Genomic DNA, 24113 nt, shown 5'->3' on the forward strand with positions numbered 1-24113 from the left:
TGAATCGATTCCCGGCTTTTTCATATTCGATTACGCTTTTATCATGTTCTGACCTGCACGTGCCCAGGCAATCATCACCGCGATGAGAAGCAGGAGACAGATCCCTGCAAAGATGATGATGAGGAGAGACAGAGAGGATGATTTTTCCCCCTGCTCTTCCAACGAGCCCAATTTGGCCGTTTCGGTTTCACTGAAGAGCTTCAGATTATCGGCTTTTGCCTTGATGGTATTCGTATCTTTTTCCGTTCCTTGAAAGAGGGCATCCAATCGCTCTTCAGATGTTTCACTCCCGGCACCATCAAAGGTCAATCCCTTCTGCTCTTCAGGAATGGTGCTCCGTTCGTTGTTATACAGATTCCTTTCATGAATCAGGTCTGTATTTTTCCGGAACTTATTATCCTGATAATCATTCGGGACGAGATCTTCAATATCCGTATTGGCAAGTACCGGAGCCCCTGTGAAGAGGAGGCTTGCGAGAATGGCCACCAGAAGGATTTTAGCCTTCATAGGCTTCATCACCCTTGCCGCCCCCTCCATGCCCCTTATTGCGTCCCAGGAGCACTTGTAGGACGACAAGTGCCGCCAGGATGAGGCCCATGATGAGAGCGGCCTGTCCGAACTTGGAATCCGTGCCGTATTGAATCGATAGATACACTGTCGACATCGGATCTTTAAAGCTGAAGTTCGGCGTTGAAAGGGCGAGAAGCGGCGTGACAAACAGAGCGACGATCGCGACTGAGATGAACCAGCCCAGGAGGCGATGAGTGACAAAGCCCATCCGGACCAGTCCTGAACCTGTCAGGAGGAGCAGGATGGTGAATACCGTCCACTCCACTTCGCGCGATTCTCCAAGGGAATAGATATCGAGTCCGTAAAGACTGATCAGGAATCCTACAATCAAATTCAGCAGGAGGAACAGCACTCCCTGGAGCCAGAGCGGTACACGCTGGAAGTAATAGCTTGTATAGCCGATCATAAGGCTCGAGATCAGGATGATGAACAGGATGACGACCGGAGGAATCACGCTGTCTTTCTTCTCCTGAGGTACGTCTCCATTCACCTTCAGTGGATTGGTAAGGAAGTCATATACGTATCCGTTGGATTGACCGTCAACAAATGCGTTCCCGAGGATGCTGAATACATCATCACGCACCATTTGCGTGGATGCGACATTCGTCGCCCACTTGTTGTTCAGCGTATCGGCATCATTTTGTACGTTGGCGACATTGGATTGCAGATCGGTCGTATAGGATACAATCGTACTTTGATTGTCCTGCACATTCGTCAGGAACGAATGGATCGTCTTGACTTCACTCACAACCTGCTGCTGATTTCCGACGACTTCAGTGCCTGATGCACCATTGTTCGGAGTCGGAGCGGTTTGTTCAGGCTGCTGGATGCGCTGAAGCACTTTCCCGGCATCCTGGCTGATGGCGTTTAGGTTTTCTGTGAGTTGTTTTTGGTTATTATTGAGGGTTTCATTGTACTCTGCCATGAAGACGGTAAATGAATCCTGAAGGGTGTTGAGTCCATCCTGGGTGGTAAGAAGCCTGTTCGTATTCATGTCTTCCCACATGGCTTTTTCCCCATCGGTTACAGAAAGGATCCCCATGACTTCATTTCGTACATTTTCATCATCCAGTACGGTCTTCTTCACTCCATTTTCCTGGAGCATCCCGTTCAATACAGCTTCATACTGATCCAAGTAAGCATAGTATTTGATCAAGTCCATGAGCTTATAATTATTGATGCCCCTTGCGAAATAGCCGCCAAGCTCTTCTTTTCGTTTAGAGGACAGGGCCGGTGACTGAAGGATGGATGCTTCCTTGGCATCAATCTCTCCGACGATATTCATGATGTTGTCCGAGAACATTTCCAGCTGTTTCGTCAGGATGTCATTATTCTCGTTCAGTTCTTCGATATGCTTTTTCAGCGATTCTTTATCGGCAAGCAGTCCGGTAACCTTTGCTTCGAGCTCTTTGATGCGCTCACCGAGACCGCTGTTCTGATTGGTCAATGCCTCTACTTCTTTAAGAAGCTTATCCACTTCTTTCTGAAGGGGATTTTCTGTGTTCGTGTTCTTTTGGTCGAGGCTTGACTTTACCCCGGCCAGGCGCTCACCAAGGGGTACCAGCTTTTGAATAGCCTCGGTCAACTGTTCAGGAGTTGGTACTTCCTCCCCGGAGAGTATTCCTTGAATGGCTGCCATATCTGCGGAAATTTCATTAAGCTGTGCAATTTCCGGAGTCAGGTCAGGCGGGACAGGTGCAGAATCTCCCGGTTTTCCCGGTCCATTTCCATTTCCAGGGTTTTCGCCGTTGCCTTCACCTGGTGCATCAGGGTTTCCTGGATTGCCTGGATCCTCATTCCCCTCTTCATCATCGGATTCCTCAGGCATTTCAGGCTTCACCGGTGGATCAAAGATCACACCGTCCCCCTCGGAAATTTTATTGTTCCATTCCTGGATCGTCCCCTGCAGATTATCCAGTTTCCTTGTATCCTGCAGTTGCTGGTAATAGTCCAATACTCGGTCCTGGAAGCTGTAGAAATCCTGAACTTGGCGATCGACCTCAGCCATTCGGTTCTCTTTCAGCGCAGCAAACGCATTCTGGTTGTCCTTCATTTTTGCATTCAGCTGCTCCATGCCGTTATCGATTTGACTGCCCTGCTGTCCGAACAGCTCTTTTTGCTTCATATACATCGGCTGGGCGTTTTGAGTAGACTCGTCGATCATTTGTACCGACTGGGATTGCACCTCGGCAAGGAGCTGCTTTTGGTTATCCTGGTATTCCCGGTACTGGTCGACGTACTCAACGAATTGAGTCAGCCTCTCCTGGAAGGACTCGAGGGTATTTTCCTGTTCAGGCACACGGCTGTCTGCCTGTTTGATGGACTCCTGGAGCCCGAGAAGCATGTTTTGTTGCTGTTCGATCTGGCCGGCAAGATCCTTGGACGATGGCTTGTAGAAAGCAAGCATCGTTTGCTGGAAGGTTTGCTCCTTTTCAAGGATTTGATCGAACTCATCTCGGACATTTTCCATATCCGCAGATACGTAGTTCCAGTAGAGGGTGGACATTTTGTTGTTCACTTTTTTACTGGCCGTTTCAATTTCACGTAGGACCCTTTCTTTATTCACTGAATTCAATTGGGTTTGCACTTTGAAGTTCAAATTGGTTTTAACCGGTCTTTCTTCATCATAGGTCATGATCTTTTCAGAAAAGTCGGAGGGGATGTAGACCACTGCATCATATTTCGATGTTTCAAGGCCGTTCTCACCCGCACTCCTTCCGACGACCGTCCATTCATAAGAAGACTCATCACCGAGTAATGATGTGACGTCGCCCCCGAACTGCAGGGATTCCCCGTCCACTTCAGTACCCGCATCTTCATTGACGATGGCAATCGATTGGGTGGCATTCTTCTCTACCTTCAGAGGGTTATCACCGACAGAACGAAAGAAGAGTAACGGTGTGGCCAGGATCATTAAGATGGCTACCAAAAGTTTGACCATGCTTACTTTCTGTGTCATGCGAGTACTTTCCTTTCTGTTACCATGAGTGGTATTTGTAATTTGATTTCCTTGCTATTTTCGACATAGTAGCCGAAGCCCGGTTGAATATCGGGTTCCTTTCGGTCATAGCTGAGCGTATAAAGGGTCTGCTCGGACTTCTTCATCAACACGATGGCCTGTCTGATCTGCTTCAACTCGGTGGTGAGTGCGTCATACCCTTTGGACAACTCATTATTGCTGCCGCTCATGATGATATAAAAGCCCAGGTGGGAGTAATTCTTCATGCATTTGACGATGCGATCCTGCAGTTTGGTATCCACATTCTGAAGGAATCTTCCATACCCGTCCGCCATGAGATAGATTGGCGGGAATTGGGGAAGGGAGTTTCCGTCGGTGATGGACTGGTTGTATTGTTCTTCCCTTGCAGCGAAGATCTCTTCGGCTTTCGTCAGCCAAATATCGATATGCTCGCGGTTTTCCATATAAACCACCTTGTCCTCTTTCATCATGTGGATAAGACCCCTGTCGATGGAATCGAAAATGGCCAGATGCTCCGTATCCTGTTGAAGGATCGTATTGGCCATCACCTTCAAGACGTTCGTCTTTCCTTTTTGGGCTTGTCCGAGGACGAGGCAGTGCTTGGTCTTCTGGAAATTGACATAGACCGGTTTGACCGTCTCTTCGTTCAAGCCTACAGGCAGCAGTCCCTGTCGCTGGGTTTGGTCTGTATACTGTGTGAAATTGACCATGGTCAGTTCTGTTGGAAGCATCGGAACCGGTTCTGGAAGGCTCATACCGGAATATTTCTCCCGCAGGAACTGGACGTCTTCTTTTAACCGGTTCAATTGTTCATAGTCATCCTTCCCTTCTGAAGGGAGGAAGATCTGGGAGAAGAAGGCTGTGTCCTTTTTGACGATGGCACGGCCCGGAATGGCTTCCGGTTCGAAGTCGACGCGCCCAACCAGGGTCTGGGTCTCCGTTTGGTCCATCAGATAATGAGCAATCTTCGTCTTCAGGTTATTCATCAATGATTGACGGACGGAGTTCACCCGGGTCGCTGTAAGAAGCATATAAACCCCGAGGGATTGGCCGTCCCTCGCCAGCTGATTCATCTGTATTTCAAAGTCCATCATTTCATCTTTGACAATGTCATAATTATCGATGGTCACGAAGAGGAGGGGCAGCTTCTCTTCGCTGACCGTGTTGTACATCTTGATGGAGCTTACCTCTTTTTGCTGGAATAACCGTTTCCTGTTGGCCATTTCTTCATCCAGGATCGACACGAATTTTTCAATCTTCCTCTCCTGATCAATGAGGAAGTAATCGGCCGTGTGAGGAAGCTGTTTCAATGGGAGAAGCCCCCCATTGCCGAAGTCGAGGAGATAATAGTGAACCTCTTCTGGCGTTAAGCTCCTGGCCATCCCCATGAGGAGCGTGATGGCCGTTTGCGTCTTCCCGTAGCCTGATGATCCGAAGATGCCGACATTGCCGTCCTCGACCACTGTATACCAGTAAGGCGATTGACTTTGTTTCTCCGGCTCATCGATCGTTGCCAGGAAGACCTGGTTTTCTTTAGGCGAGGTCTCCCTCGGCAAGTACAATCGATCAGCCAATGGCGGCAGCCAAGGGCTCTGGAGTTTCTCGATATTCATCGCTGACTGCATCTCTTCGATGCGATCCACGACGGCGTCGATCTCTGATTGCACATCTTTTTGACCACCCGGGCTGGATGACACTTCGGATAGAGGAATGAGGCCAAGGTCGGTCACGATGGCCACCTCATCTTCCGCTTCATAGGAATCCTCCTGATACGGTGCACCGCTCCATGCCGATTGGAATAGATCGTATACTTCATTATTTCCGACTTGGAGATAACCACGGCCCGTCACGGTAATGGCAGCTGCATCGGAATTTTTAAGGATTTCTCGACTATCTTCCGAGTTCTGTACTTTCAATGCCACCCTGAACCGGGCATTACTCCAGATCTGATTATCGATGACCCCTCCAGGCTTTTGAGTCGCCAGGATCAGGTGGACACCGAGGCTCCGCCCGATACGGGCAGCGGAGACAAGCTCCTTGATGAAGTCAGGTTCTTCGCTTTTCAACTCTGCAAACTCATCGGAAATGAGGAAGAGATGCGGAAGCGGCACTTCGGTTTTTCCTTGCTTATATAAACGGGTGTAATCATTGATATGATTGACTTCATATCGGTCGAACAGGCGCTGGCGCCGCTTCAGTTCACTTTTGATGGAAGCAAGGGCGCGGTTACTGAAGTTCTTGCTCCCTTCGATATTGGTGATGGTCCCCAACAAATGCGGAATATCCTTGAACGGCTGCGCCATTCCCCCACCCTTATAGTCGATGAGCAGGAAGGCCACCTCATGTGGATGGAAATGGACCGCGAGTGAAAGGATATAAGTTTGCAGGAACTCACTTTTCCCTGATCCCGTGGTACCTGCAAGGAGTCCATGGGGGCCATGTGCCTTTTCGTGAAGGTTCAACTCCACGAGGTCTTCCTTTCCTTTCAGTCCCACCGGTACGGCGAGGGACTTGGCCGATTCCCTCGTCAGCCAGTTTTCCTTGATCGGAAGCTGCTGAACGTCGTTCGTTCCGAGCATCCCCAGGAACGACACACTTGTCGGGATTGAATTGGTCATCCCGATCTGATGGTTCAGTGTCCTTAGCATGCGGGCATAACGCTCATTGCCTTCCCGGTCGTAAGCATCCAATTTGAACGGGATCTTGACCGCTTTCTTCTTCTGAATCAAGATATCCCCCTGCTGATCATTGATGTACCGGACAAGGGTATGGATATTTTCCGACAGGCTCTCCTTTGCTTCCGCCGCGAAAATGACGGACATCCCGAGATGGGCATACTCCCCTTCAAGATACTGAAGGATTACGTGGTCGGAGATCAGCTGATGGTTCGTGACGATGAACACATAGTGGGGTGAATAGATCACCTTTTCCTTTGCATCATCGTCTATATCCCTTTCCCTCAACACTTCATAGATGGAAGACAGAATCTGATCGCGGGTCTTTTCGTTATAAATGAAGCCTTTGGCATAGGATTGCGGGAGTTGGAAATGGGGCAGATATTTCATCCATTCCCACTCGCCGTATTCTTCTTCGTCAAAAATGAACACGAAGCGAAGATCATGATAGCTGTGGAAAAAGGCAAGCTGTCCGACCATCTGATGAATTTCGTTCTTGTAGACGGCTTCCTTCCCGATCAAGCCGATTGCCCCTAGGCTCAGTTCTGCTTTGACGGGCAGATGGTCGATCTCACTATAGACTTCTTTCATTTTTTGAGATTGCTCCAATAGATCATCCATTTCCCGGTTGGCCATATCGCTTGAGCTCAACGAAATAGTGTAACTTGCGGGAACCTTCCCTGTCCCAAGGCGGAACTCAAGGAAGTCGGGGCTGTCAAGGGTCCTTTCCCACAAACGGTCAGAGAGCTCTTCCGTCAGGTACTTGATCCGTTCATACGACGGATAATGGAACTGGAGCACATCGGTCTGCTTCTCGGCGAGGTCCTGGAGCTCCTGCCGTTTATTTTTCAAATAGCTCGTATATACGCGCTCCCGCTTTTCTTTCGCCTTTTTCCTTGTTGATTTATCCTTGAAGAACTGAACGGTGGACGTAATCAACGTCGTGGTGAACATGACAAGCGAGATGATGATGAAGATCCCCCTTGGAATCACAAGGGCAATGAAGCCCATTACAACAAGCATGACAAGCGGCGGCAGGATGATGATCCACAAGCTGCGTCCAGAGTCATCAGATTCCTGGCTTGGGAACGACAGCTGCACTTTTTCTTCGGGAAGGTCATAGACCATCCGGGGCGTCCGACGATAATTCGGATACTTCTTCTTCATCTCGGACAACGGCCGACGGGACTCGGGCAGATCAATCCCCATCTCCCCTACTCCATGGATAGAGATCAGATCATCCTCCAACAAGGAGATGGTCACATAGGGGGTGAAGATCATATCTCCCGTGCGGATCTCCGTTTTTTTTCTGATCCGCTCCCCGTTCAAATAAAACGATCCGGAGTCTGGATGCAGCACCCATCGTCCGTTCTCCCCCCTGTACCATTCTCCCGATACTCCCTCATGATGGGGGATAGCGATATGCACACCCTTCCGAGAACCTATGAACATCTCTTCCAAATGACCGATGAAGTACACATTGTCTTCTTCCGCAAGCGGGGCTATGAGAATGGAAAGTTTCTCACTGCCAGCCTGGCACGTCCATTCCTTTCCGGGCTTGATCTCTTCTTCCAAATCTCCTTTGATCCGGAACGATGAACCGAGCTTTTCAATAGACAGCGTTTGCCATTCGGTAGGGAGGGAAGGAAGGGTCACCGAATCCGTGAGATCGCGCCCGATCGTTACCGTTTCCCTGTCCGTATTGATTCTGTAGTACTGGTACTGTTCCTTATATAAAATCCACAGGGCATACATTCAATCACCCACTCAGTCTGTTTTTTTATCATCTTTCTTCTGCTGATCTTTTTTCTGGTCTTCTTTTTTCTGATCGTCAGCTTTAGGGGCCTCTTTTTCTTTCTGTTCGGCATCCTGTTCTTCTTGAGGAGCAGCATCTGCTTCCTTCGCCTGCTCTTCCTCAGCCGCTTTTTCTTCCTCAAGTTTCTTCATTTCTTCTTCGTACTCATTGATTTCACTTTCAATATCGTTCAGCTTTTGCTGTCTTTCTTCACTGTCCAGCTCGCTATCGGACTTCACCTGTTCGCGATACTTAAGCAGGCCAAACAGGATCAGATCCCGGTCTTCGAGGAAACGGGCTGTATCAAGGGCTTCCTTCGCCTTTCCGCGTCCGATGTTGATCCAGTACTCGTAGTACATGGGGTCGGACTGCAGGGAAATCGTATTCCTGACGTTCTCCTTCTGATCCTCTGACAGGGACTCATTCACAATATAGGAGAGGGCCAGCTGATACTGGGCAACCTTTGGAATATCGTCGATGTCATAAGGCTCCAATTCAGTGACGACATCACTGTATTTATTCAATAAGAAATTTTCCTGAGCGGAAACAATGCTCTCCTGCTTCGGGTTGATGAAGAAGAATGAATAGATTGAATAGATGATGGCTGGAACCAATAGTATGGATACACCCAGCAGGATATAGCGGTTGGTCTTCCATTTCTTTTTACTGATGGACATATAGGATGCAGCCACTTCCTTCGCGTCGAAGATACTCTTATTCAGTACATCTTCGAGTTCTTCGAAGGTGGCCGTTTCCATGATGGCCCGTGTCACTTCGGAAAGTTTGATCGTTTCACTGAATTTGATATAGTCATCGAACGAGAGCTTCGGATCGGCTATGAAAGCAGCCATTGCCTTCGTTTCCCTGAACAGGGCCTCTCCGTCCTTTTCATATGGAGGAAGGCTCTCTTTCACTCCGTAGTGCAGGAAGTGAGGGCTTAATCCCTGGTCGAATACAATATTCCCGGGGCTTACTACTAAATGAATCCTTGAGAGTCGGTGCTGCTGCACCCTATGGACAAGTTGGAGTGCCGTTATCAGCCTTTCCTTCTCACCGATATTCAGCTTTTCAGAGGGAATATATGAGGCAGGGATGGTGTGGGAAATGCTCAGTTCATCATTTTCCATCCTGATTTCCTTTTGAATGGTCGGATCCAGGTCTTTAAGGAACATGATTTCTCTGACATGGTCCAATTTAATCTTTTCATTCTGAAACACGAACGTGATGACGTCTTCAGTCCGGTTCACAACAATATCAAGCTTTTCTTCTAGGTACGTCCGTTTCGTTTCGGCCATGGTCATTGTTCTCCTTTATAAAATTTCAACCCGGTCACCCGAGAGAATCTCGGCCTCATTCAGGCGGGCGTTTCCTGAAATGACCCGGTCCTTATTGGCGATCCTGATCCAGTACCCTTCCCTCGGTTCCGAGGTGAGCTTTTGGGACTGCCATACGAGGTCGATGAGTTTCTTGACCGTATGGTAATTGGATAGACGAAGGTCAATGACCTTCCCCTTCTGATATCGATTGAGATCGACGGTGATTTCTATGTACATCGTTCATTCACCTCATAAAGAAGGAGCGCTTCATCACGTTAAGCGCTCCTTGATTGAAATGTCGTCGGAAATGATTATCCACGAATTTGGCTGGCGATTTGATTGTCTGCATCCTCGATGGCTCTTGCAGTATTTTTAAGTTGTAGTGAGATATCTCCTAGCAACTCTTGCATTTCAACGAAGGACGGACGGAGGCGCTCATATTGATCGCTGAAGGCACGGCTTGATTCACCTTCCCACATTGATTCAAGTTCACGGATCATTCCATCAAGATCGCCGATTTGGCTTTCGAGTTTACCTTTTTCGTTTGAATAACGGCCTGACATACCATCCAATTCTGCTGGGGTTACGCGAATTCTTCCTGACATGTAATTTCCTCTCCCTTATAACGTTTTTAGTTGGTAATCATCTATATAAAGTCTGAATACCCATAACAAAGAATAGATTCCTTTTACTGACAACTTCATCTAACATACTATTACAATCTTACATAAAAACACAGATTTTACTCCCAAAAGGAAACTTTATAACTATTAAAATCTCAGGTTCTTTAGGAATAATGTAATGTCATGCTTTGTCGATTAGGTCTTTCCGACCTGTCGAAACGACAGATATCGACACACCCCTTTTCAGACATCGGGATACGCTGACACACTCAGGCTGATACGGTTACAAGTACTTACTATATATCCTGATATTTACTTTTATAAACCGAAATTTTCAGAAATTGTTAAACTTTTTGGTTCTAAGGGTGGGGGACCAATTCCTGCAGAGGGATTAAAATCCTTCTCCCAACACGCAATCACTTCCATTCAGTCAAAAGGAAACACATAAGAATGGCCGATATTTCTGGTAAAACCTTTCATTATTCGGTAAAATTTTTTAAAAACAGTATTGTGGTGGTTTAGTTGTTTACATTGCTTTTGATCGAAGATGATACAAGTTTATTCAATGAGATTCGTGACCGGTTGACCCAATGGTCGTATGAGGTCCACGGTGTGAAGGATTTCAGTCTGGTAATGGAGGAGTTCGCAGCGGTTCAGCCTGACCTGGTGATCATTGATATCCAGCTGCCGAAGTTCGACGGTTTTCACTGGTGCCGGATGATCCGCTCCCACTCCAATGTGCCGATCCTCTTCCTCTCTTCCCGGGACCACCCGATGGATATGGTGATGTCGATGCAGCTAGGGGCCGATGACTTCATCCAGAAGCCTTTCCACTTTGACGTGCTGGTGGCAAAGGTGCAGGCAACGCTCCGGCGGGTCTACAACTATAATGCCGAGGTCGTCAATCTGAAGACCTGGTGCGGGGCAAAGGTTGATTATGAGCGGAATACCGTGGACAACGATGAAGGGAACATCGAGCTGACAAAGAATGAAATGTTCATCCTGAAGCTCCTGATCGAGCATAAAAACCGGATCGTCACCCGTGATGAGCTGATCAACAAGCTGTGGGACGACAAACGGTTCATCAGTGACAATACCCTCACGGTGAATGTGAATCGCCTGCGTAAACGCCTGGACGAGATCGGCCTGGGGCAAAACATCCTCACCAAGGTGGGACAGGGGTATATGGCCGTTGAAGGAGATCCTTCATGATCCGGGCATTTATGTGGGAGAGGAAAAGCTGGATCCTCATGTTTATCTTCCTCCAGCTTTTCTATCTCGGAATTGCCTTCCTCGATGCAGCCATACCGGTAGCCTCCATTCTTTATATCTCCTTCCTGTCCTCTCTTTTCTTCCTCGGATTCCTTTCCTTCCGCTATCAGAGGGAGACCCGTTTTTATAAGGGCTTGGAAGAATGGAGCCGGAATTTCACGATCAGCGGGGTCCCGGAACCGGATTCTCCTTTTGAGGATATCCTCTACAACATCCTCACCGAACAAGGGCAGAGCCTGAAAGAGGCCGCTTCGGAAAACCGGATGCGTCTCGATCAGGAGAAGGATGACCTTCTCGCCTGGATCCATGAGGTCAAGACGCCTCTTACAGCGATGCATCTCATCATGGAACGCATGGAGAATGATTCTCTCAAGGCCCCTTTGAAATATGAATGGTTGAGGATTCACCTGCTTCTTGACCAGCAGCTTCATCAGAAGCGTATGGATATCATGGAGAATGACCTTTATATTGAGAAGATCGATGTAGAAGACCTTCTCTATCAGGAAATCAAGACGCTGCAGTCTTGGTGCATCCAGAAAGGGATCGGTTTCGATATCGACCTTGCCTCCACCGAAGTGCTGAGCGACTCAAAGTGGCTTTCGTTCGTATTCAGGCAGATCCTCACCAACGCCGTCAAATACAGTGAAGCAACAGACATCGAGATCACCGGCACTGCCGGGGATCAGATGACCTTGTCTATCAGGGACAAAGGCAGAGGGATCGAGCCTCAAGATCTGCCCCGGATTTTCGATAAAGGGTTCACATCGACTGTCCACCATAACCATGCCGCCTCCACCGGCATGGGGCTTTACCTGACCAAGGCTATCACCGATTCCCTCCTCATCAGAATCGAAGTCGATTCCACTCCCGGTGAAGGATCGACCTTTACCCTGATCTTCCCGGACCGCAATGAAATTCACCAGGTGATGGGCATGTGACAACATTGTCACATGCTTTTCTATTTTGTTCGCTGAATGAAAGGAAACGGGACTCCATGCTTCCTATAATGAAACTATCAACCAACGCAAAGGAGTTTTGACTAATGAGCATACTGGAAGCCGTCAAATTGCATAAAAGCTATGGGAACAAATTCAATAAACAAGAGGTTTTGAAGGGAATCGATCTCACGATTGAGAAAGGGGAATTCGTGAGTATCATGGGAGCATCGGGGTCAGGTAAGACGACGCTGTTGAACGTACTGTCCTCCATCGATAAAGTAACTGAAGGCTCCATTAAGATCGAAGGCAACGAAATGACCCGCATGAAGGAAAAGCAGCTGGCCGAGTTCCGCAAGAATCACTTGGGCTTCATCTTCCAGGACTATAATCTTCTCGATACCTTGACCGTAAAGGAAAACATCATGCTTCCCCTCTCCATCACCAAGACGCCAAGGAAGGTGGCCGATCAAAAATTCACTGCTCTCGCCTCACAGCTTGGGATCAATGAACTGAAAAATAAGTATCCGAATCAGATTTCCGGTGGGCAGAAACAGCGAACATCGGCAGCGCGCGCCTTCATCCATGACCCGAGCATCATCTTCGCCGATGAGCCGACAGGTGCCCTGGATTCCAAATCGGCATCCGATCTCTTGAACAAGCTGAGCGACCTGAATGAAAAGCTGAAGTCGACCATCGTTATGGTCACCCATGATCCGGTAGCCGCAAGCTACTGCAGCCGGGTGATCTTCATCAAAGACGGGCAGATCTATACCCAGTTGAATAAAGGCCATCAGGAGCGACAAGCCTTCTTCCAGGACATCATGAAGACCCAGGGCCTCCTGAGCGGGGTACAGCATGAACGTTAATTCGCTTATCCTGAAGAATCTGAAGAAGAACATCAAGAATTACTACCTGTATGTATTCGCCCTTGTATTCGGTGTCGCCTTGTATTTTGCGTTCGTGACGCTGCAATTCGACCCGGCACTTGATCAAACAAAGGGGGACGTAAAGGGTGCGGCCGCCATCAAGGTTTCTTCTTACCTCCTGGTGATCATCGTGGCGGTCTTTCTCCTGTATGCGAATACCATTTTCATCAAAAGGAGGAGCCGGGAAATCGGGCTGTTCCAGCTCATCGGGATGACTAAAAACCGGATCTTCAACCTGTTGACCGTAGAAAACGCCATCCTTTACTTCGGTTCGATGGTGATCGGGATCCTTGCCGGGTTCTCCTTCTCGAAGTTGATCCTGATGGTCCTTTTCAAGGTGACCGGGGTGTCTTCAACCGCAGAGCTCCGATTCTCCGGAGACGCACTTCTCCAGACCATCATTGTATTCATCGGCATCTATCTCCTCATCATGATGATGAATGCCTTCTTTATCAAAAAACAATCGATCCTTGCCTTATTCAATGTGAAGTCATCAACGGAGAATTCAATGAAAGGCATGTCGATCTGGGAAATCATCATGGGGCTTTGCGGAATCGGACTGATAGCGGCGGGCTATTATGTATCTACCAGGCTCTTCGGAGGCGATTTCACCTCCATGACCGAATTATTCATGGCCATGGCGTTCATCCTTGGGTCTGTCATCCTTGGAACCTATTTCTTTTATAAAGGGTCTGTAAGCTTCATCTTCAACGTGGTCAGGAAGCAACAAGGGGGCTACCTCAGCATCAATCAGGTGTTGTCCCTCTCATCGATCATGTTCCGGATGAAATCCAACTCCCTTCTCCTTACCGTCATCACCACGGTATCGGCCCTTGCCATCGGTCTCTTATCACTGACGTATATCTCTTATTATTCAGCCGATAAAACCGCGATCAGCCAGACGCCGAACCACTTTGCCCTTCAGGATGAAAACGAACTGAAGATCTTTGAGGAGGCGCTGAAGGATAAAGAGATTCCGTACGATGTCACCAAGATCGAGGTGATACAGGTACAGGCAGATTTGTCTGCCATCATGAAGCAGAAAGAAAACGAAGGATTCCAGATGGATACCCGTAATACCCAGATGGCTGTGATCAGCGATAAGGACGTGAAGGGAGTGAATCTCTCTCCTGGCGAAACGATCCTGACGGGCTACAGTGATATGCTCAGCCGCTTCATCCCTATGAAGGATTCGGGCACGATCCTCTATAAAGGGAAGCAGACAAAGGTCCAAGAGGACTACCTGAGCATGGAGGATGATTTCTATGTTTCCTGGAAGTTCACAGGGGGAGGTTTCCCCATTGGAATCGTTGATGATACGGTATTCACCCAGCTAAAAAACGATCTGAATCCTTCCATTCAAAAGGAAACCAGTCTATATCTAGGGGTGGATGTGAAAGAAACGTCCCAGTTGAAAGATGCCAACAAGCTATTCAATCAAACGTTCGATCAGGAAACCACCCAATCCATCTCTCAACTCAACAACAAAGATCAACAACGGTCCAACATGGGGATCGCCATGTTCTGTGTTGCTTTCCTTGGACTTGCCTTCCTTGTCACATCAGGCTGCATCCTCTACTTCAAGCAGATGGATGAAAGCGAAGACGAGAAACCGAATTACACGATCCTGCGTAAGCTTGGATATACCCGTGGAGATCTTCTCCGAGGGATTCAATTCAAACAACTGTTCAACTTTGGGATTCCCCTCATGATCGGGCTCCTCCACAGCTACTTTGCCGTCAAGTCGGGCTGGTTTTTCTTCGGGAACGACTTTTGGACTCCAACCTTGATCGTCATGGGTGTGTATGCCGTTCTTTATTCCATCTTCGGCATCCTGTCGGTTCTCTATTATCAGAAAGTCATCAGGGACTCCCTGTCATGAAGTGAAGAGGTTGGGATAAAACGAACCATTTAATGACGAACACGATCAGGTTTTTTATACCGCTTATGATTTCCGTGCAAGACTACACTTTCCGCGGGTAGCCCGTGAGCCTCCCCGGCAGGCCGTCTCACATCAGCTACTCTTCCCGCTGGAGTCTTCGTCTTGCACTCCAATCAACCGCTGGTAACAATGAAATACAAATGGTCATGAAACAAAGTAAAAACCCGCATTCATTTGCCTTATCGCAGGGCAAATGAATGCGGGTTTCACCATGACTATAACAGGGTTTCCCAGCCTTTTCCTCGTTTATATATGGAATAGTCTCCGTGGACTAAGACAGGCAAACAAAGAGAGGATACCCAGGAAAAACTCATAGAAAATCACCATGACAGCAATCTCAAGCCAGCCATCCGCTTCCCATGCCTGCATATTCACACATAGGATGGCCACCACTACAAGCAGTGGTATCTGCCCTTTCAACTGGAACATCATCCCGCGCTTAATTGAGAATTTTTTCACTTCCGCTTTATGCGGTGACAGGACTTCTTTTGCCTGAAGGACCAGCCGCTCCACATACTCTGCAACCCCGATCTTCTTCAATCCCAGGAAGAAAGAATCCTCTACCGTCTCAGGGTCAAGAAGCCATACGTACCCTTCTCCTGCAATAAATGCTTCCTCCCGATAAGAAGTCAGCCTGCCCGGAAAGATGGTTGTCACAACATTCGGGGGCCCGTATCCTTTTTCCTTGAACTCTCTCACGGTTTTTCGTTCTTCTTCAGAAACCCCTTCTTCTTCCAAAAGCTCATTCCATTCGTCCTCTTCGAATGAATCCTCATAGATCAGCCACTTCTGGATTTTCACTTCCTCCACCTGCACAGTTTCCTGTTCTTCCTGCAGGGCAAAGAAATCCTTGAACAGCTCCTCCATACCCTCATGGTAAGGCTGGAACCAGAAGGTGTATTGATCACCTTCAACCCATTCCACAAGTGCCTCTTTCCCCGATGAAGCATGAAGAGCCATGCCCCTTTGTTCTTCCGCATGATAAAAGATAGACATGCTGCTTTTCCCTATACATGATATGACCCGATCAGAAAAATCACTTCCTGCTGCCGGAGGAATCTCGTTCAATCCGTATTGCTTTTTTATATTTTTTGATTGTCTACCGTATCCTCCTTCTTTCAATAACGATGCAAAGTCCGATGCACTGAGCGTCAGCTTTTTCATCTCATCCCCTCCTTCACACTTCAAATACGAATGATACCAACATACTGAGTATGAACAACACCAATGCATATAAAATGCCCAATGCTTTATTGACGATAAACGGAAGCCGACAGAGCACGAGCTGGACATGGTGATTAAGGATCATGCCCGGCCATAGGACAAATTTCAGGACTGTTTGAAAAAAGGTATCTTTATGATCATGAATCCGATATTCATAGAAAGCGATCACCACCAGTTGATTAAAAACGGACCATAGAGCACATAGCCCATTTATGAAAAAGAAGACCGGAAGATAAGAGCTTGGAAAAGGCAGCCCCATCTGATAAGGAAAAAAAGAAATGAGACAAACAGCCACCACCATCGCGATCGCTCGCTTCATCATTGTCACCTCGTCATCCAAAGAGTAAAAAGGCCCCTTCCGCCTGGGGAAGGGGCTTCAGCGTCACAATCAGTTAGAAAACTGTTGATTGTCGGGTTGGTAATCCACATTGTATTTTTTAGCCAGATCACTCATGGCCATGTGATATTCCTGTGCTGCCAGAAGGTATTCCTGCGCCACCGCATTCGATTCTTCAATCAAAGAAACGTCCTGCTTTTCGATCCCTTCTTTCTGGAGCATGAGGGCCTCATGGTAAGTCGCTACAATATCTTTCAATTTAGCCGTCATAGGCTCAAGTTCATCAAACGGAGTTTCAATGTTTTCAGCCGTGTCCACCGCTTTTTCATAAGTCGGGATGACCTCTTTGGTCAAGACTTCGTACATCTCTTCATCGTTTGTATAGTTCTCTCCTGATACACCTTGAAGGGCCATAACAGCCTCGGTTTCATAATCCGCAATTTTGCGTACATCATCGTTAATATACGTAATGAGGGCTTCCTGTTTCTCAGCATCGGAGAGATCTTTTTTTGGCTCTTCTTTCTTGGCCGTATCCTCTTTATCGGCTTCTTCCTTGCTTTCGTCTTTAGTGGCTTCTTCTTTTTTGCTGTCGTCCTTCTTCTCTGTTTGAGCGCTCTCTTTTTTCTCCGACTTTTCGTCAGAAGACGTGCTCTGGCTGCAGCCCATCACGATGAATGATAAAGCCACGAGCATGATGATTAATTTTTTCACGCTGATCCATCCTCTCAAGATTGTTTTGGTTATTTAAGAAATCAATGGCTTCTTCCGCTTCATCCATGAACGCGAGACAGCAATCAATTAATTAAAAAATCGCTTCTGCCAATATCCCCATCGTTCCGGGTCCATTGGCGTCATCATGGCTTATCCCTGGATCATCAGGGACACACCCACTAAAAATTCCAATCTTTTCAACTATAGCATGATTGGTAAAATACTGTTATGATAGCATCTGTTTATTTTTGGATGCAGCTCACCTGGGTTATTAGCCTCAAAAATTCCGTTGTCTGGAAGGAGATTACCTTCTACTATTTCATACATCAGGGGTGCTTAATAATAATGTAGGTCTTTTAGGCTATACCTTTTTATTTACTTTATTTCGTAAGGAAACTACTACTTTTTCATCAGTCGACCAATTGTTGAGCATATAGTCTCCAACAGTTTGGACTACATGTTAAATATCACTTATAAAGGAAAGTTAAACCTTTTATGAGAAATATTATTTTAAGGTAAACCTGAAACCATTCATTCCATATATCCGTATAACAGGTGAGGTGAAAGACAGAATGTACATACACATTGAAGAACCAACCGAAAAGATATCAAAAGATGCCGTCCAGATGTGGCGGCTGACCAATACCATCGGGCATGCTATTGCACTGATCATCATTGCAGTGCTCCTGTACTGCACGGATTATTTCCACTGGTATGGGTGGGTGAGTCCTGTCCTGTACTCTTTGGGAGGACTCCTGATCCTATCCGCCCTGTACTCCATTCTCCTGGAACCGGTTTTCGTCCAGCGCCATTGGCGGTACCGGATCGATGAAGAGTTCATCCAGCTCAAGAACGGGAAGTGGAATACGAAGCATGTGGTCATACCCATGGAGAAAGTCGAATATGTACGAACGGAGCAGGGACCTTTCTTACGCAAATATGGGCTGTACGATTTAGAGGTGGGTACCACCACATCAAATCATACGATCCCTGCCATCCCGCAGGCTGAAGCAGAGCGGCTAAAGGCCGTCATCGCAACCTACGCGAAAGTCCGGGATGAGGAGGAGGAAGCCATATGAGCGGCATCCAGCGGTTCCACCCTGCCTTTCTTGTTGTGGAGCTTGTGTCTTTTGTAAAAGGGATTTTCTTTGTTTATTTCTTTTTATTCGTCCTGAAAGCCCAATCCACTTCCGGATGGGTGGTATGGGGAAGATACATCCTCATTGCCTGGTCGGTCTGGGCCATCGTGAATATCTTCTTGAAATGGAGATTTCACGGCTATGAAGTGACCGAGAGGACGATTGTTCTCCATGAAGGGGTATTGGTGAAAACACGGCGGACGGCGGGGCTGGACCGCGTTCACAACCAGACCTCCAACACGACATTTGTCCACAAATGGTTCGGCCTTACATCGTTGAAACTTGAGACCGGGACTTCCGGTGATCACGGGGAGATAGAGTTTCCCGTGATCACCCAAGAAGAAAAAGAACGGATCCTTTCCCTGATCGGATTGCAACAGCAGGAGAACGGAAGCAGGGAAGGGGATGAGTTCTTTGAGGCGGAAACCGTCCGGACGATGCGCTTCCAGTCAAAGAAAAAAGACCTGATCCGGGCTTCCTTTACGTCTTTGAGCTTTCTTGCGATCTTCCCGCTCCTCAGTGCCGCCTATTCGAACCTTGCCGTGTTCTTCAATCTTGAAGACGGGGCGGAAGGAGCATGGGATTACCTGGTCCTCCACTGGTGGATGCTGATCATTCTATTTGTCATTGCCCTTCTCATTTCATCGGTCATCGGCTATGTACGGGTCTATTTGAAATACGGGAAGTTCACGATCAGCGACGATCATGATAAGATCTACATCGAAAAAGGAGTGGCGAACGTGACCCACTTCTCCATCCCGAAGCGGAACGTACAGGCCGTCGTGGTGGAGCAATCGATTTTGAAGCGTCTCTTGGGCCTTGCATCAGTCAAGCTGATCAGTGCCGGATCTTCGGAGCTTGAAAGCGAGGAAACGAGCTCCCTCTACCCATTCCTGCCGAAGCATGAAGCCTATCGCATCATACAGGACATGCTTCCCCATTATGAAATCCAAGAAGAAATGAGGCGCTTTCCACGACATGTTCTTTGGGCAAAGCTTCTCAGGCCTTATTATGTAACCGCCCTGTCCATTGCAGGCTTCCTTATTTTCAAGCCAACCTTTCTATGGGTTTCGGCCATTCTCTTTATGGTGGCAATCATTCTGAGGGTACTCGACTACACCTTTACAAGCTACATCCGTCACGGGGACCTGATCCAGATCCGGAGCGGCGCCCTCACGACAGAAACCTTTGTAACCCATAAACGAAGGATCCAACAGGCCACCGTCACCCACTCATGGCTACAGCGCCGATTCGGGATTGCCACTCTTTCCTTTACCAACAGGGCCGATCCCACCCACGTCAGCGAGCTTTACGGGGTATCCAGGGAAGAAGCCGGTGAATTCTATGATTGGTACAGACAAAAATCCGCTTCGTCTTAAGCAGACGGGCGGATTTATTTTTTGAAGACGAATAAGATTGAGAATTATTATCAATACTAAAAAAACAAGACAACCCCTTGGTTGCCTTGTTCTTCTTGAATTACATACCAGGTTCGAACGTCTTACAGTCGGTTTCCTTGCTGTCATGGGCTTCATTTCCTCTGTGACTCACCACAAAGATCTGATCAGCCGAGCAGCGTTTACCCTCTTTGTTGTAGCGGCAGTTACTGACTTCGCAAAGTACATCCTGTGCCATATCATTCACCTCCCCGTATCATTTAGAATTTACTTTTTTGGGGAGGTTCATACAGGCCTTTTGTGATCATTCATTCCTCTTCAGGTGGAAAACATCGATCGAAATCCTCCCTGGCTTTCACATCCTGGACGGTGCATAGAGGTTCTTCTTCCAAGTTAAACATGTTTGTGGACGAAATCGGATATGCCCCATACCCATTCTCCTGTAGGTATTGAATGACGGGAAGGGCTGCTGATGGAGAATCCGTTGCCATTTCTATGTAATAATAGGGATTGACACTTCCTGACTCTTCCAGAAAATCTACATGTTCCGCCTTCGCCATGACCAACCTCGGTTGATAATCATACGATAAGGAACTAACCAGTTCATATAACTCTTCATTTAAATCCAACTTATTTTCGTCTTCCTTGAACTTAAAATAGTTATTCACCTCTTCGGAAAAAGAAGCTTCATCCCCTGATCCGAAAGGACCGAAAAGGTGTTTGTTTTGTCCTTCTTCCAGTTGGAGGACGGCTTTAGTTTGGACCGGAGCCATTTTCTCCCTCATGGAATTCAACAGGCTCACCACTTTGTCTGCATCAAACTCGTCGACATCGGTTGAAGCACGATAAGTAATGACCGGCTCCTCACTACCAAGTCGATCTTCAAGATGCGTCTCCTCGACCACCTCGAGATAATTAATCTCTTCACCCTCCAAATCGGCCATCAATCCTTTGTACTCTTGATCGTTTTCACTTAAGTATTCGTGTTTATCCCGAATATACTCATCTTCAAAGTTCTTCAACCTGGACTCGATGCTACCGGTGAAGGTGAAATCATCCTCCTTCGATTCGAATTCAAGAAGGCGGGTATCACCGAAAATCGCCATCAATACGATGATCAGCGTGGATCCCATGCCGTAATCCTTTTTCATCGATGTCATCTCAAACTCTTCTCCGTACTTTTCGCTGAGTTCTTTTTCTGTATACTCCTTGACACGTTCTTCATACGTCTGACATCCAGACGTGATGATAACCGATAAGCCGAGGATCAAGAGCAGCTTTTTCATATGTATCCCTCATTTCTATTAAGCCCGCAATTCAAATTATTTACATTATTAAAAGGTTATACCACATGAGTTGGGAAGTTAAAACCTCTATACAGCCTTATTCACAGAAAAAGACTGAAAATCCGGTCACTCGATCATTAACCGGATTTAGCTTGCGATGGCTGCTCCTTCTCCATCTGTCTGCCAATTTGTTATCAGGCTCTCTTGTTTTTAAGGTAATCGGTCAATGTCACACCCAGGACCGCGATCAGAATGAGCGAGATGATGACCGAATCCTTCATATTCCCTTGAAAGAGCGAGAAACCGAGGGGAATACCGGCAAACATGACGAACAAGAGGCTTGATAAGAATAGGTGTTTCTTCGTCATGAATTGACCTCCTCCTGCATCATATGGATAAAGTAATCTTCCAAGCTAGAATGGGTCTCAGAAATGGTTTTAAGCGGTACCTTTTCCCCGAGAATCCTTCCATCTTGAATAAGGACGCAGGAGTCACAGAATTCCTGGGCGACACTGAGCTGATGCGTGGATAACAAGATGGCATTGCCCTCGGCGGCATACGCCCTCAGAAGATCCTTAACCAGCCTCATGTTCAAAGGATCGATACCGGAGATGAACTCATCAAGGAGCAGTACATTTGGCTGCGGGATGAGCGCTGTGTACAGGGCCACCTTCTTCTTATTACCGAAGGACAGCTCTTTTATTTTCTTCTCCAGCTCTTCCTCCAACCGGAAAGCCGTGTGATCCGGGAGTGCGTTCACCCGGTGGAGCTCCTTCATCATCTGTATATATTCCCGGACCGTCAGCTCTTCATAAAGAAGCGGATCATCCGGTATGAATACGGATGTACCATCGATGTCGATTTCTCCTTGATCTGCTTTGTATAGCCCTGCGGCAACTTTAAGTGTCGTCGTTTTCCCGGCTCCATTCTGACCTAGGAAAGCAACGATCTCTCCCCTGGAGACCGAGAAGCCGACATCGCGTATGATGGCCTTTTCGCCTATGGATTTTGTAATATGACTGATCTGGATACGTTCGTTCATTTCCATTCCTCCTAAAGGTTCAAATGATCAAGGTGGGTCATGCGTGAAAGGCGTCTATACATAGCGAACAACAAGCCGAAGATAAACAGAACCATAACTATAAGGAGCCCCGGTCCGATCACCCAGAGATACGACCTGTAAGAAAGACTATCCGTAAGATAAAAGGCGCATGGAAGCATGAACACCATCGGGATCATGACACCGACAACTGCTCCGCTAGTCATATTCCTGATTTTCTCCTGATCCGGATAGTCCTCAAGCTCTTCAAGGGAAGGATAGTGAAAGTGAGGAGTCAGAACAGAAGGCAGGTACATGATCAAGCTGAATAGCATACAAGCGCATAAATGCGAGAGAAAGAGAATGATAGACTCTGTGACTCCGGGTTTGACCAACGTAATCATGATGACATCACCGACAACCAGTAGCGGGACCGTCATCGCAAGGAAGAGACGGAGCCTTAAGCGCAGGAGGGGCCAAATCCCTTGATCGGGATGCAGATGGGATTGGACTCTCTTCCCTACACCATCCATGGCATGGATGCCATTTAGCGCTGAAAAGCTGGCTTGGGTATAAAAATAAACGAAATAAAAAGTATAAAAAGAGAGGACCATATGGAACATCTTGCTCCCGTGATCGATGCCGTCAAGAAACCCCCATATGAGGCCCATAAAGATCCAAAAGGAAAACGGACCCATGATAATGGGAAACCTTGAAAGGAAAAAAGTCGAACGAAGATCGTTCCGGGTCATGAACTGCATATGCCCTTTTCCTCCCGACAATATCAGTAGGAAAGAAATCCATTTTTCATAAAAAGTGAACGGATACCAGCTTCTTTTTGTATCTGAATGATTCCGGGTGGGAAGATAGAGAAGCACTCCTGCCACCAACAACCCAGTGAGGAAGGGAAGCCCTCCATTTCCCGTTGCCAGCTCGGCAAGCAGGTTATGTGGCCAAAAACGCCAGTTGAATACCATCGCAATCGACGAAGTCATCGAAACGATGGAGGCACTACCCGTATCCAGCCACCCAAAGAAGGTCTCTTTCTCGACGGTCTTTGATATAAGGGGGAATTGCTCCACCCACGGGACAAGCTTCCTGGCAAACTGTACGGATAAGACCAAAAAGGCAATCCGCAAGGCAAGCTGACATGTCATCCTTATGAAGAATGATTGTTTAGTGGCTTGACGACTGAGAGCCAGTCCATAGTAAGACGCAGCAAGAAATCCGAATACTAAGTAGAAGAGCCATGCAAACACCATGGTGATCAATGGAGCCGGAAAATAACTCTGAACGGCAGCCATGATCGGTATGTAAACCATTAAAAATTTCTTGGATTCCCAGAGTAGCAACTCTGCCTCAACCATTATTCTGGCGCGGGAAGGAGTAAGCTTTACATTCATCTGCAGCCATTCTCCGTCAAGTGACTGCTTTTGCCTTCTGGCAGTCGACATTCCGGACACAATCGCATCCAGGAATATAACGAAATAGAGGACTGACCAGATTAGGAGCGGCTCTTCCCTCATCGCTTTTATAAGATGATCAACCACCGCATAGAACACATTTGACCCGATCTCGAACCTCCCATTAAGGATGACTTGCCCCATGGTCACATAGCTTGCAGCAAACAGTAGGACCGCCTTCATGATTCCCCATGCCAATAACCATTTCCAACTCAGATAAGGTGTGAGAAACCGGCTCCGATACTGATCCTTTATCCTGATTTTCCATCTCCATTTTATCCAATGGTACACCATTATGAACCTCCATATGTTGTAATGCAAGGTAGTTGGGCATATAATCACTACTTTGCATTACCAAGTAGTAAACCAACTATATCCAATTAAGGAAATAAAGTCAATTACTTATTCTACATTCCTTTCCTGCTTTATTATTTGGCATTGATTACATCTTGAACCTGTGGCCTGCCTTATTTCTTTGAA

At 47.3% G+C, this 24113-nt stretch carries 20 protein-coding genes; 6 read left to right on the forward strand and 14 right to left on the reverse strand.

What is annotated here, in order from left to right:
* Positions 1 to 30: 30 nt before the first annotated feature.
* The 6 genes from essA to D5E69_RS21610 all read right to left on the reverse strand — a co-directional run bounded on the left by essA (position 31) and on the right by D5E69_RS21610 (position 9941).
* The gene (essA, locus tag D5E69_RS21585) at positions 31 to 507 is read right to left on the reverse strand and encodes a type VII secretion protein EssA (RefSeq protein ID WP_159130239.1); all 477 of its coding nucleotides are present in this window, start codon (positions 505 to 507) and stop codon (positions 31 to 33) included.
* Positions 497 to 3529: a type VII secretion protein EsaA gene (gene esaA, locus D5E69_RS21590; RefSeq protein WP_048012096.1), complete on the reverse strand. Its 3033-nt coding sequence runs from the start codon at positions 3527 to 3529 to the stop codon at positions 497 to 499. Before esaA ends, essA begins: the two co-directional genes overlap by 11 nt.
* Complete coding sequence (gene essC, locus D5E69_RS21595; protein WP_148794461.1) at positions 3526 to 7980, reverse strand: type VII secretion protein EssC; 4455 nt, start codon at positions 7978 to 7980, stop codon at positions 3526 to 3528. Before essC ends, esaA begins: the two co-directional genes overlap by 4 nt.
* 12 nt (positions 7981 to 7992) lie before the next feature.
* Complete coding sequence (gene essB / locus D5E69_RS21600) at positions 7993 to 9315, reverse strand: type VII secretion protein EssB (RefSeq protein WP_159130240.1); 1323 nt, start codon at positions 9313 to 9315, stop codon at positions 7993 to 7995.
* 15 nt (positions 9316 to 9330) lie between these two features.
* Complete coding sequence (gene yukD, locus D5E69_RS21605; protein ID WP_048004743.1) at positions 9331 to 9573, reverse strand: ESX secretion system protein YukD; 243 nt, start codon at positions 9571 to 9573, stop codon at positions 9331 to 9333.
* 74 nt (positions 9574 to 9647) lie between these two features.
* Entirely contained in the window at positions 9648 to 9941 is a 294-nt protein-coding gene (locus tag D5E69_RS21610) for a WXG100 family type VII secretion target (RefSeq protein WP_048004742.1), read from the reverse strand.
* Positions 9942 to 10481: 540 nt separating this feature from the next.
* Here D5E69_RS21610 and D5E69_RS21615 point away from each other — a divergent pair.
* The 4 genes from D5E69_RS21615 to D5E69_RS21630 all read left to right on the forward strand — a co-directional run bounded on the left by D5E69_RS21615 (position 10482) and on the right by D5E69_RS21630 (position 14977).
* Entirely contained in the window at positions 10482 to 11171 is a 690-nt protein-coding gene (locus tag D5E69_RS21615; protein ID WP_048004741.1) for a response regulator transcription factor, read from the forward strand.
* Positions 11168 to 12169: a sensor histidine kinase gene (locus tag D5E69_RS21620; RefSeq protein ID WP_159130241.1), complete on the forward strand. Its 1002-nt coding sequence runs from the start codon at positions 11168 to 11170 to the stop codon at positions 12167 to 12169. Before D5E69_RS21615 ends, D5E69_RS21620 begins: the two co-directional genes overlap by 4 nt.
* 104 nt (positions 12170 to 12273) lie before the next feature.
* On the forward strand, positions 12274 to 13035 hold the full coding sequence (locus D5E69_RS21625; protein ID WP_048004739.1) for an ABC transporter ATP-binding protein: 762 nt from the start codon (positions 12274 to 12276) through the stop codon (positions 13033 to 13035).
* Complete coding sequence (locus D5E69_RS21630) at positions 13025 to 14977, forward strand: ABC transporter permease (protein ID WP_148794457.1); 1953 nt, start codon at positions 13025 to 13027, stop codon at positions 14975 to 14977. The genes D5E69_RS21625 and D5E69_RS21630 overlap by 11 nt, the downstream gene beginning before the upstream one ends.
* 306 nt (positions 14978 to 15283) lie before the next feature.
* Here the strand turns inward: D5E69_RS21630 and D5E69_RS21635 are convergent, their stop codons facing one another.
* The 3 genes from D5E69_RS21635 to D5E69_RS21645 are packed head-to-tail and all read right to left on the reverse strand — an operon-like array spanning position 15284 to position 17309.
* Positions 15284 to 16201, reverse strand: a complete 918-nt coding sequence (locus tag D5E69_RS21635) for a hypothetical protein (protein ID WP_048004737.1) — start codon at positions 16199 to 16201, stop codon at positions 15284 to 15286.
* Positions 16202 to 16214: 13 nt separating this feature from the next.
* Entirely contained in the window at positions 16215 to 16589 is a 375-nt protein-coding gene (locus D5E69_RS21640; protein WP_156489317.1) for a hypothetical protein, read from the reverse strand.
* Between the two features lie 60 nt (positions 16590 to 16649).
* The gene (locus D5E69_RS21645; RefSeq protein ID WP_053072146.1) at positions 16650 to 17309 is read right to left on the reverse strand and encodes a hypothetical protein; all 660 of its coding nucleotides are present in this window, start codon (positions 17307 to 17309) and stop codon (positions 16650 to 16652) included.
* A 572-nt stretch (positions 17310 to 17881) separates the two neighbouring features.
* On the opposite strand from D5E69_RS21645, the gene D5E69_RS21650 reads away from it, so the two are divergent.
* The gene (locus D5E69_RS21650; RefSeq protein WP_048012103.1) at positions 17882 to 18388 is read left to right on the forward strand and encodes a PH domain-containing protein; all 507 of its coding nucleotides are present in this window, start codon (positions 17882 to 17884) and stop codon (positions 18386 to 18388) included.
* Entirely contained in the window at positions 18385 to 19827 is a 1443-nt protein-coding gene (locus tag D5E69_RS21655) for a PH domain-containing protein (protein ID WP_048012104.1), read from the forward strand. The genes D5E69_RS21650 and D5E69_RS21655 overlap by 4 nt, the downstream gene beginning before the upstream one ends.
* A gap of 100 nt (positions 19828 to 19927) precedes the next feature.
* On the opposite strand, the gene D5E69_RS21660 is transcribed toward D5E69_RS21655, so the two are convergent.
* The 5 genes from D5E69_RS21660 to D5E69_RS21680 form a co-directional block, all read right to left on the reverse strand.
* Positions 19928 to 20083 (reverse strand): DUF1540 domain-containing protein, encoded by a 156-nt coding sequence (locus tag D5E69_RS21660; RefSeq protein ID WP_079514148.1) that lies wholly within the window; start codon positions 20081 to 20083, stop codon positions 19928 to 19930.
* Between the two features lie 70 nt (positions 20084 to 20153).
* Positions 20154 to 21131, reverse strand: coding sequence for a hypothetical protein (locus tag D5E69_RS21665; RefSeq protein WP_148794452.1), 978 nt, complete (start codon positions 21129 to 21131; stop codon positions 20154 to 20156).
* A 194-nt stretch (positions 21132 to 21325) separates the two neighbouring features.
* Positions 21326 to 21499 (reverse strand): hypothetical protein, encoded by a 174-nt coding sequence (locus D5E69_RS21670; RefSeq protein ID WP_156183372.1) that lies wholly within the window; start codon positions 21497 to 21499, stop codon positions 21326 to 21328.
* Positions 21496 to 22173 carry an ABC transporter ATP-binding protein gene (locus tag D5E69_RS21675; protein WP_048004732.1) on the reverse strand — a complete coding sequence of 226 codons (678 nt, stop codon included), beginning with the start codon at positions 22171 to 22173 and terminating at the stop codon, positions 21496 to 21498. The genes D5E69_RS21670 and D5E69_RS21675 overlap by 4 nt, the downstream gene beginning before the upstream one ends.
* A gap of 11 nt (positions 22174 to 22184) precedes the next feature.
* Entirely contained in the window at positions 22185 to 23927 is a 1743-nt protein-coding gene (locus D5E69_RS21680) for a hypothetical protein (protein WP_213085568.1), read from the reverse strand.
* Positions 23928 to 24113: the final 186 nt, after the last annotated feature.

Source organism: Rossellomorea marisflavi (genome assembly GCF_009806575.1).
GTDB lineage: Bacteria > Bacillota > Bacilli > Bacillales > Bacillaceae_B > Rossellomorea > Rossellomorea marisflavi_A.

Excerpts from the sequence above, each read along its gene's own strand:
- essA (WP_159130239.1), bottom strand. The coding sequence starts at position 507 with ATGAAGGCTAAAATCCTTCTGGTGGCCATTCTCGCAAGCCTCCTCTTC.
- esaA (WP_048012096.1), bottom strand. The coding sequence starts at position 3,529 with ATGACACAGAAAGTAAGCATGGTCAAACTTTTGGTAGCCATCTTAATG.
- essC (WP_148794461.1), bottom strand. The coding sequence starts at position 7,980 with ATGTATGCCCTGTGGATTTTATATAAGGAACAGTACCAGTACTACAGA.
- essB (WP_159130240.1), bottom strand. The coding sequence starts at position 9,315 with ATGGCCGAAACGAAACGGACGTACCTAGAAGAAAAGCTTGATATTGTT.
- yukD (WP_048004743.1), bottom strand. The coding sequence starts at position 9,573 with ATGTACATAGAAATCACCGTCGATCTCAATCGATATCAGAAGGGGAAG.
- D5E69_RS21610 (WP_048004742.1), bottom strand. The coding sequence starts at position 9,941 with ATGTCAGGAAGAATTCGCGTAACCCCAGCAGAATTGGATGGTATGTCA.
- D5E69_RS21620 (WP_159130241.1), top strand. The coding sequence starts at position 11,168 with ATGATCCGGGCATTTATGTGGGAGAGGAAAAGCTGGATCCTCATGTTT.
- D5E69_RS21625 (WP_048004739.1), top strand. The coding sequence starts at position 12,274 with ATGAGCATACTGGAAGCCGTCAAATTGCATAAAAGCTATGGGAACAAA.
- D5E69_RS21630 (WP_148794457.1), top strand. The coding sequence starts at position 13,025 with ATGAACGTTAATTCGCTTATCCTGAAGAATCTGAAGAAGAACATCAAG.
- D5E69_RS21635 (WP_048004737.1), bottom strand. The coding sequence starts at position 16,201 with ATGAAAAAGCTGACGCTCAGTGCATCGGACTTTGCATCGTTATTGAAA.
- D5E69_RS21650 (WP_048012103.1), top strand. The coding sequence starts at position 17,882 with ATGTACATACACATTGAAGAACCAACCGAAAAGATATCAAAAGATGCC.
- D5E69_RS21655 (WP_048012104.1), top strand. The coding sequence starts at position 18,385 with ATGAGCGGCATCCAGCGGTTCCACCCTGCCTTTCTTGTTGTGGAGCTT.
- D5E69_RS21660 (WP_079514148.1), bottom strand. The coding sequence starts at position 20,083 with ATGGCACAGGATGTACTTTGCGAAGTCAGTAACTGCCGCTACAACAAA.
- D5E69_RS21665 (WP_148794452.1), bottom strand. The coding sequence starts at position 21,131 with ATGAAAAAGCTGCTCTTGATCCTCGGCTTATCGGTTATCATCACGTCT.
- D5E69_RS21670 (WP_156183372.1), bottom strand. The coding sequence starts at position 21,499 with ATGACGAAGAAACACCTATTCTTATCAAGCCTCTTGTTCGTCATGTTT.
- D5E69_RS21675 (WP_048004732.1), bottom strand. The coding sequence starts at position 22,173 with ATGAACGAACGTATCCAGATCAGTCATATTACAAAATCCATAGGCGAA.
- D5E69_RS21680 (WP_213085568.1), bottom strand. The coding sequence starts at position 23,927 with ATGGTGTACCATTGGATAAAATGGAGATGGAAAATCAGGATAAAGGAT.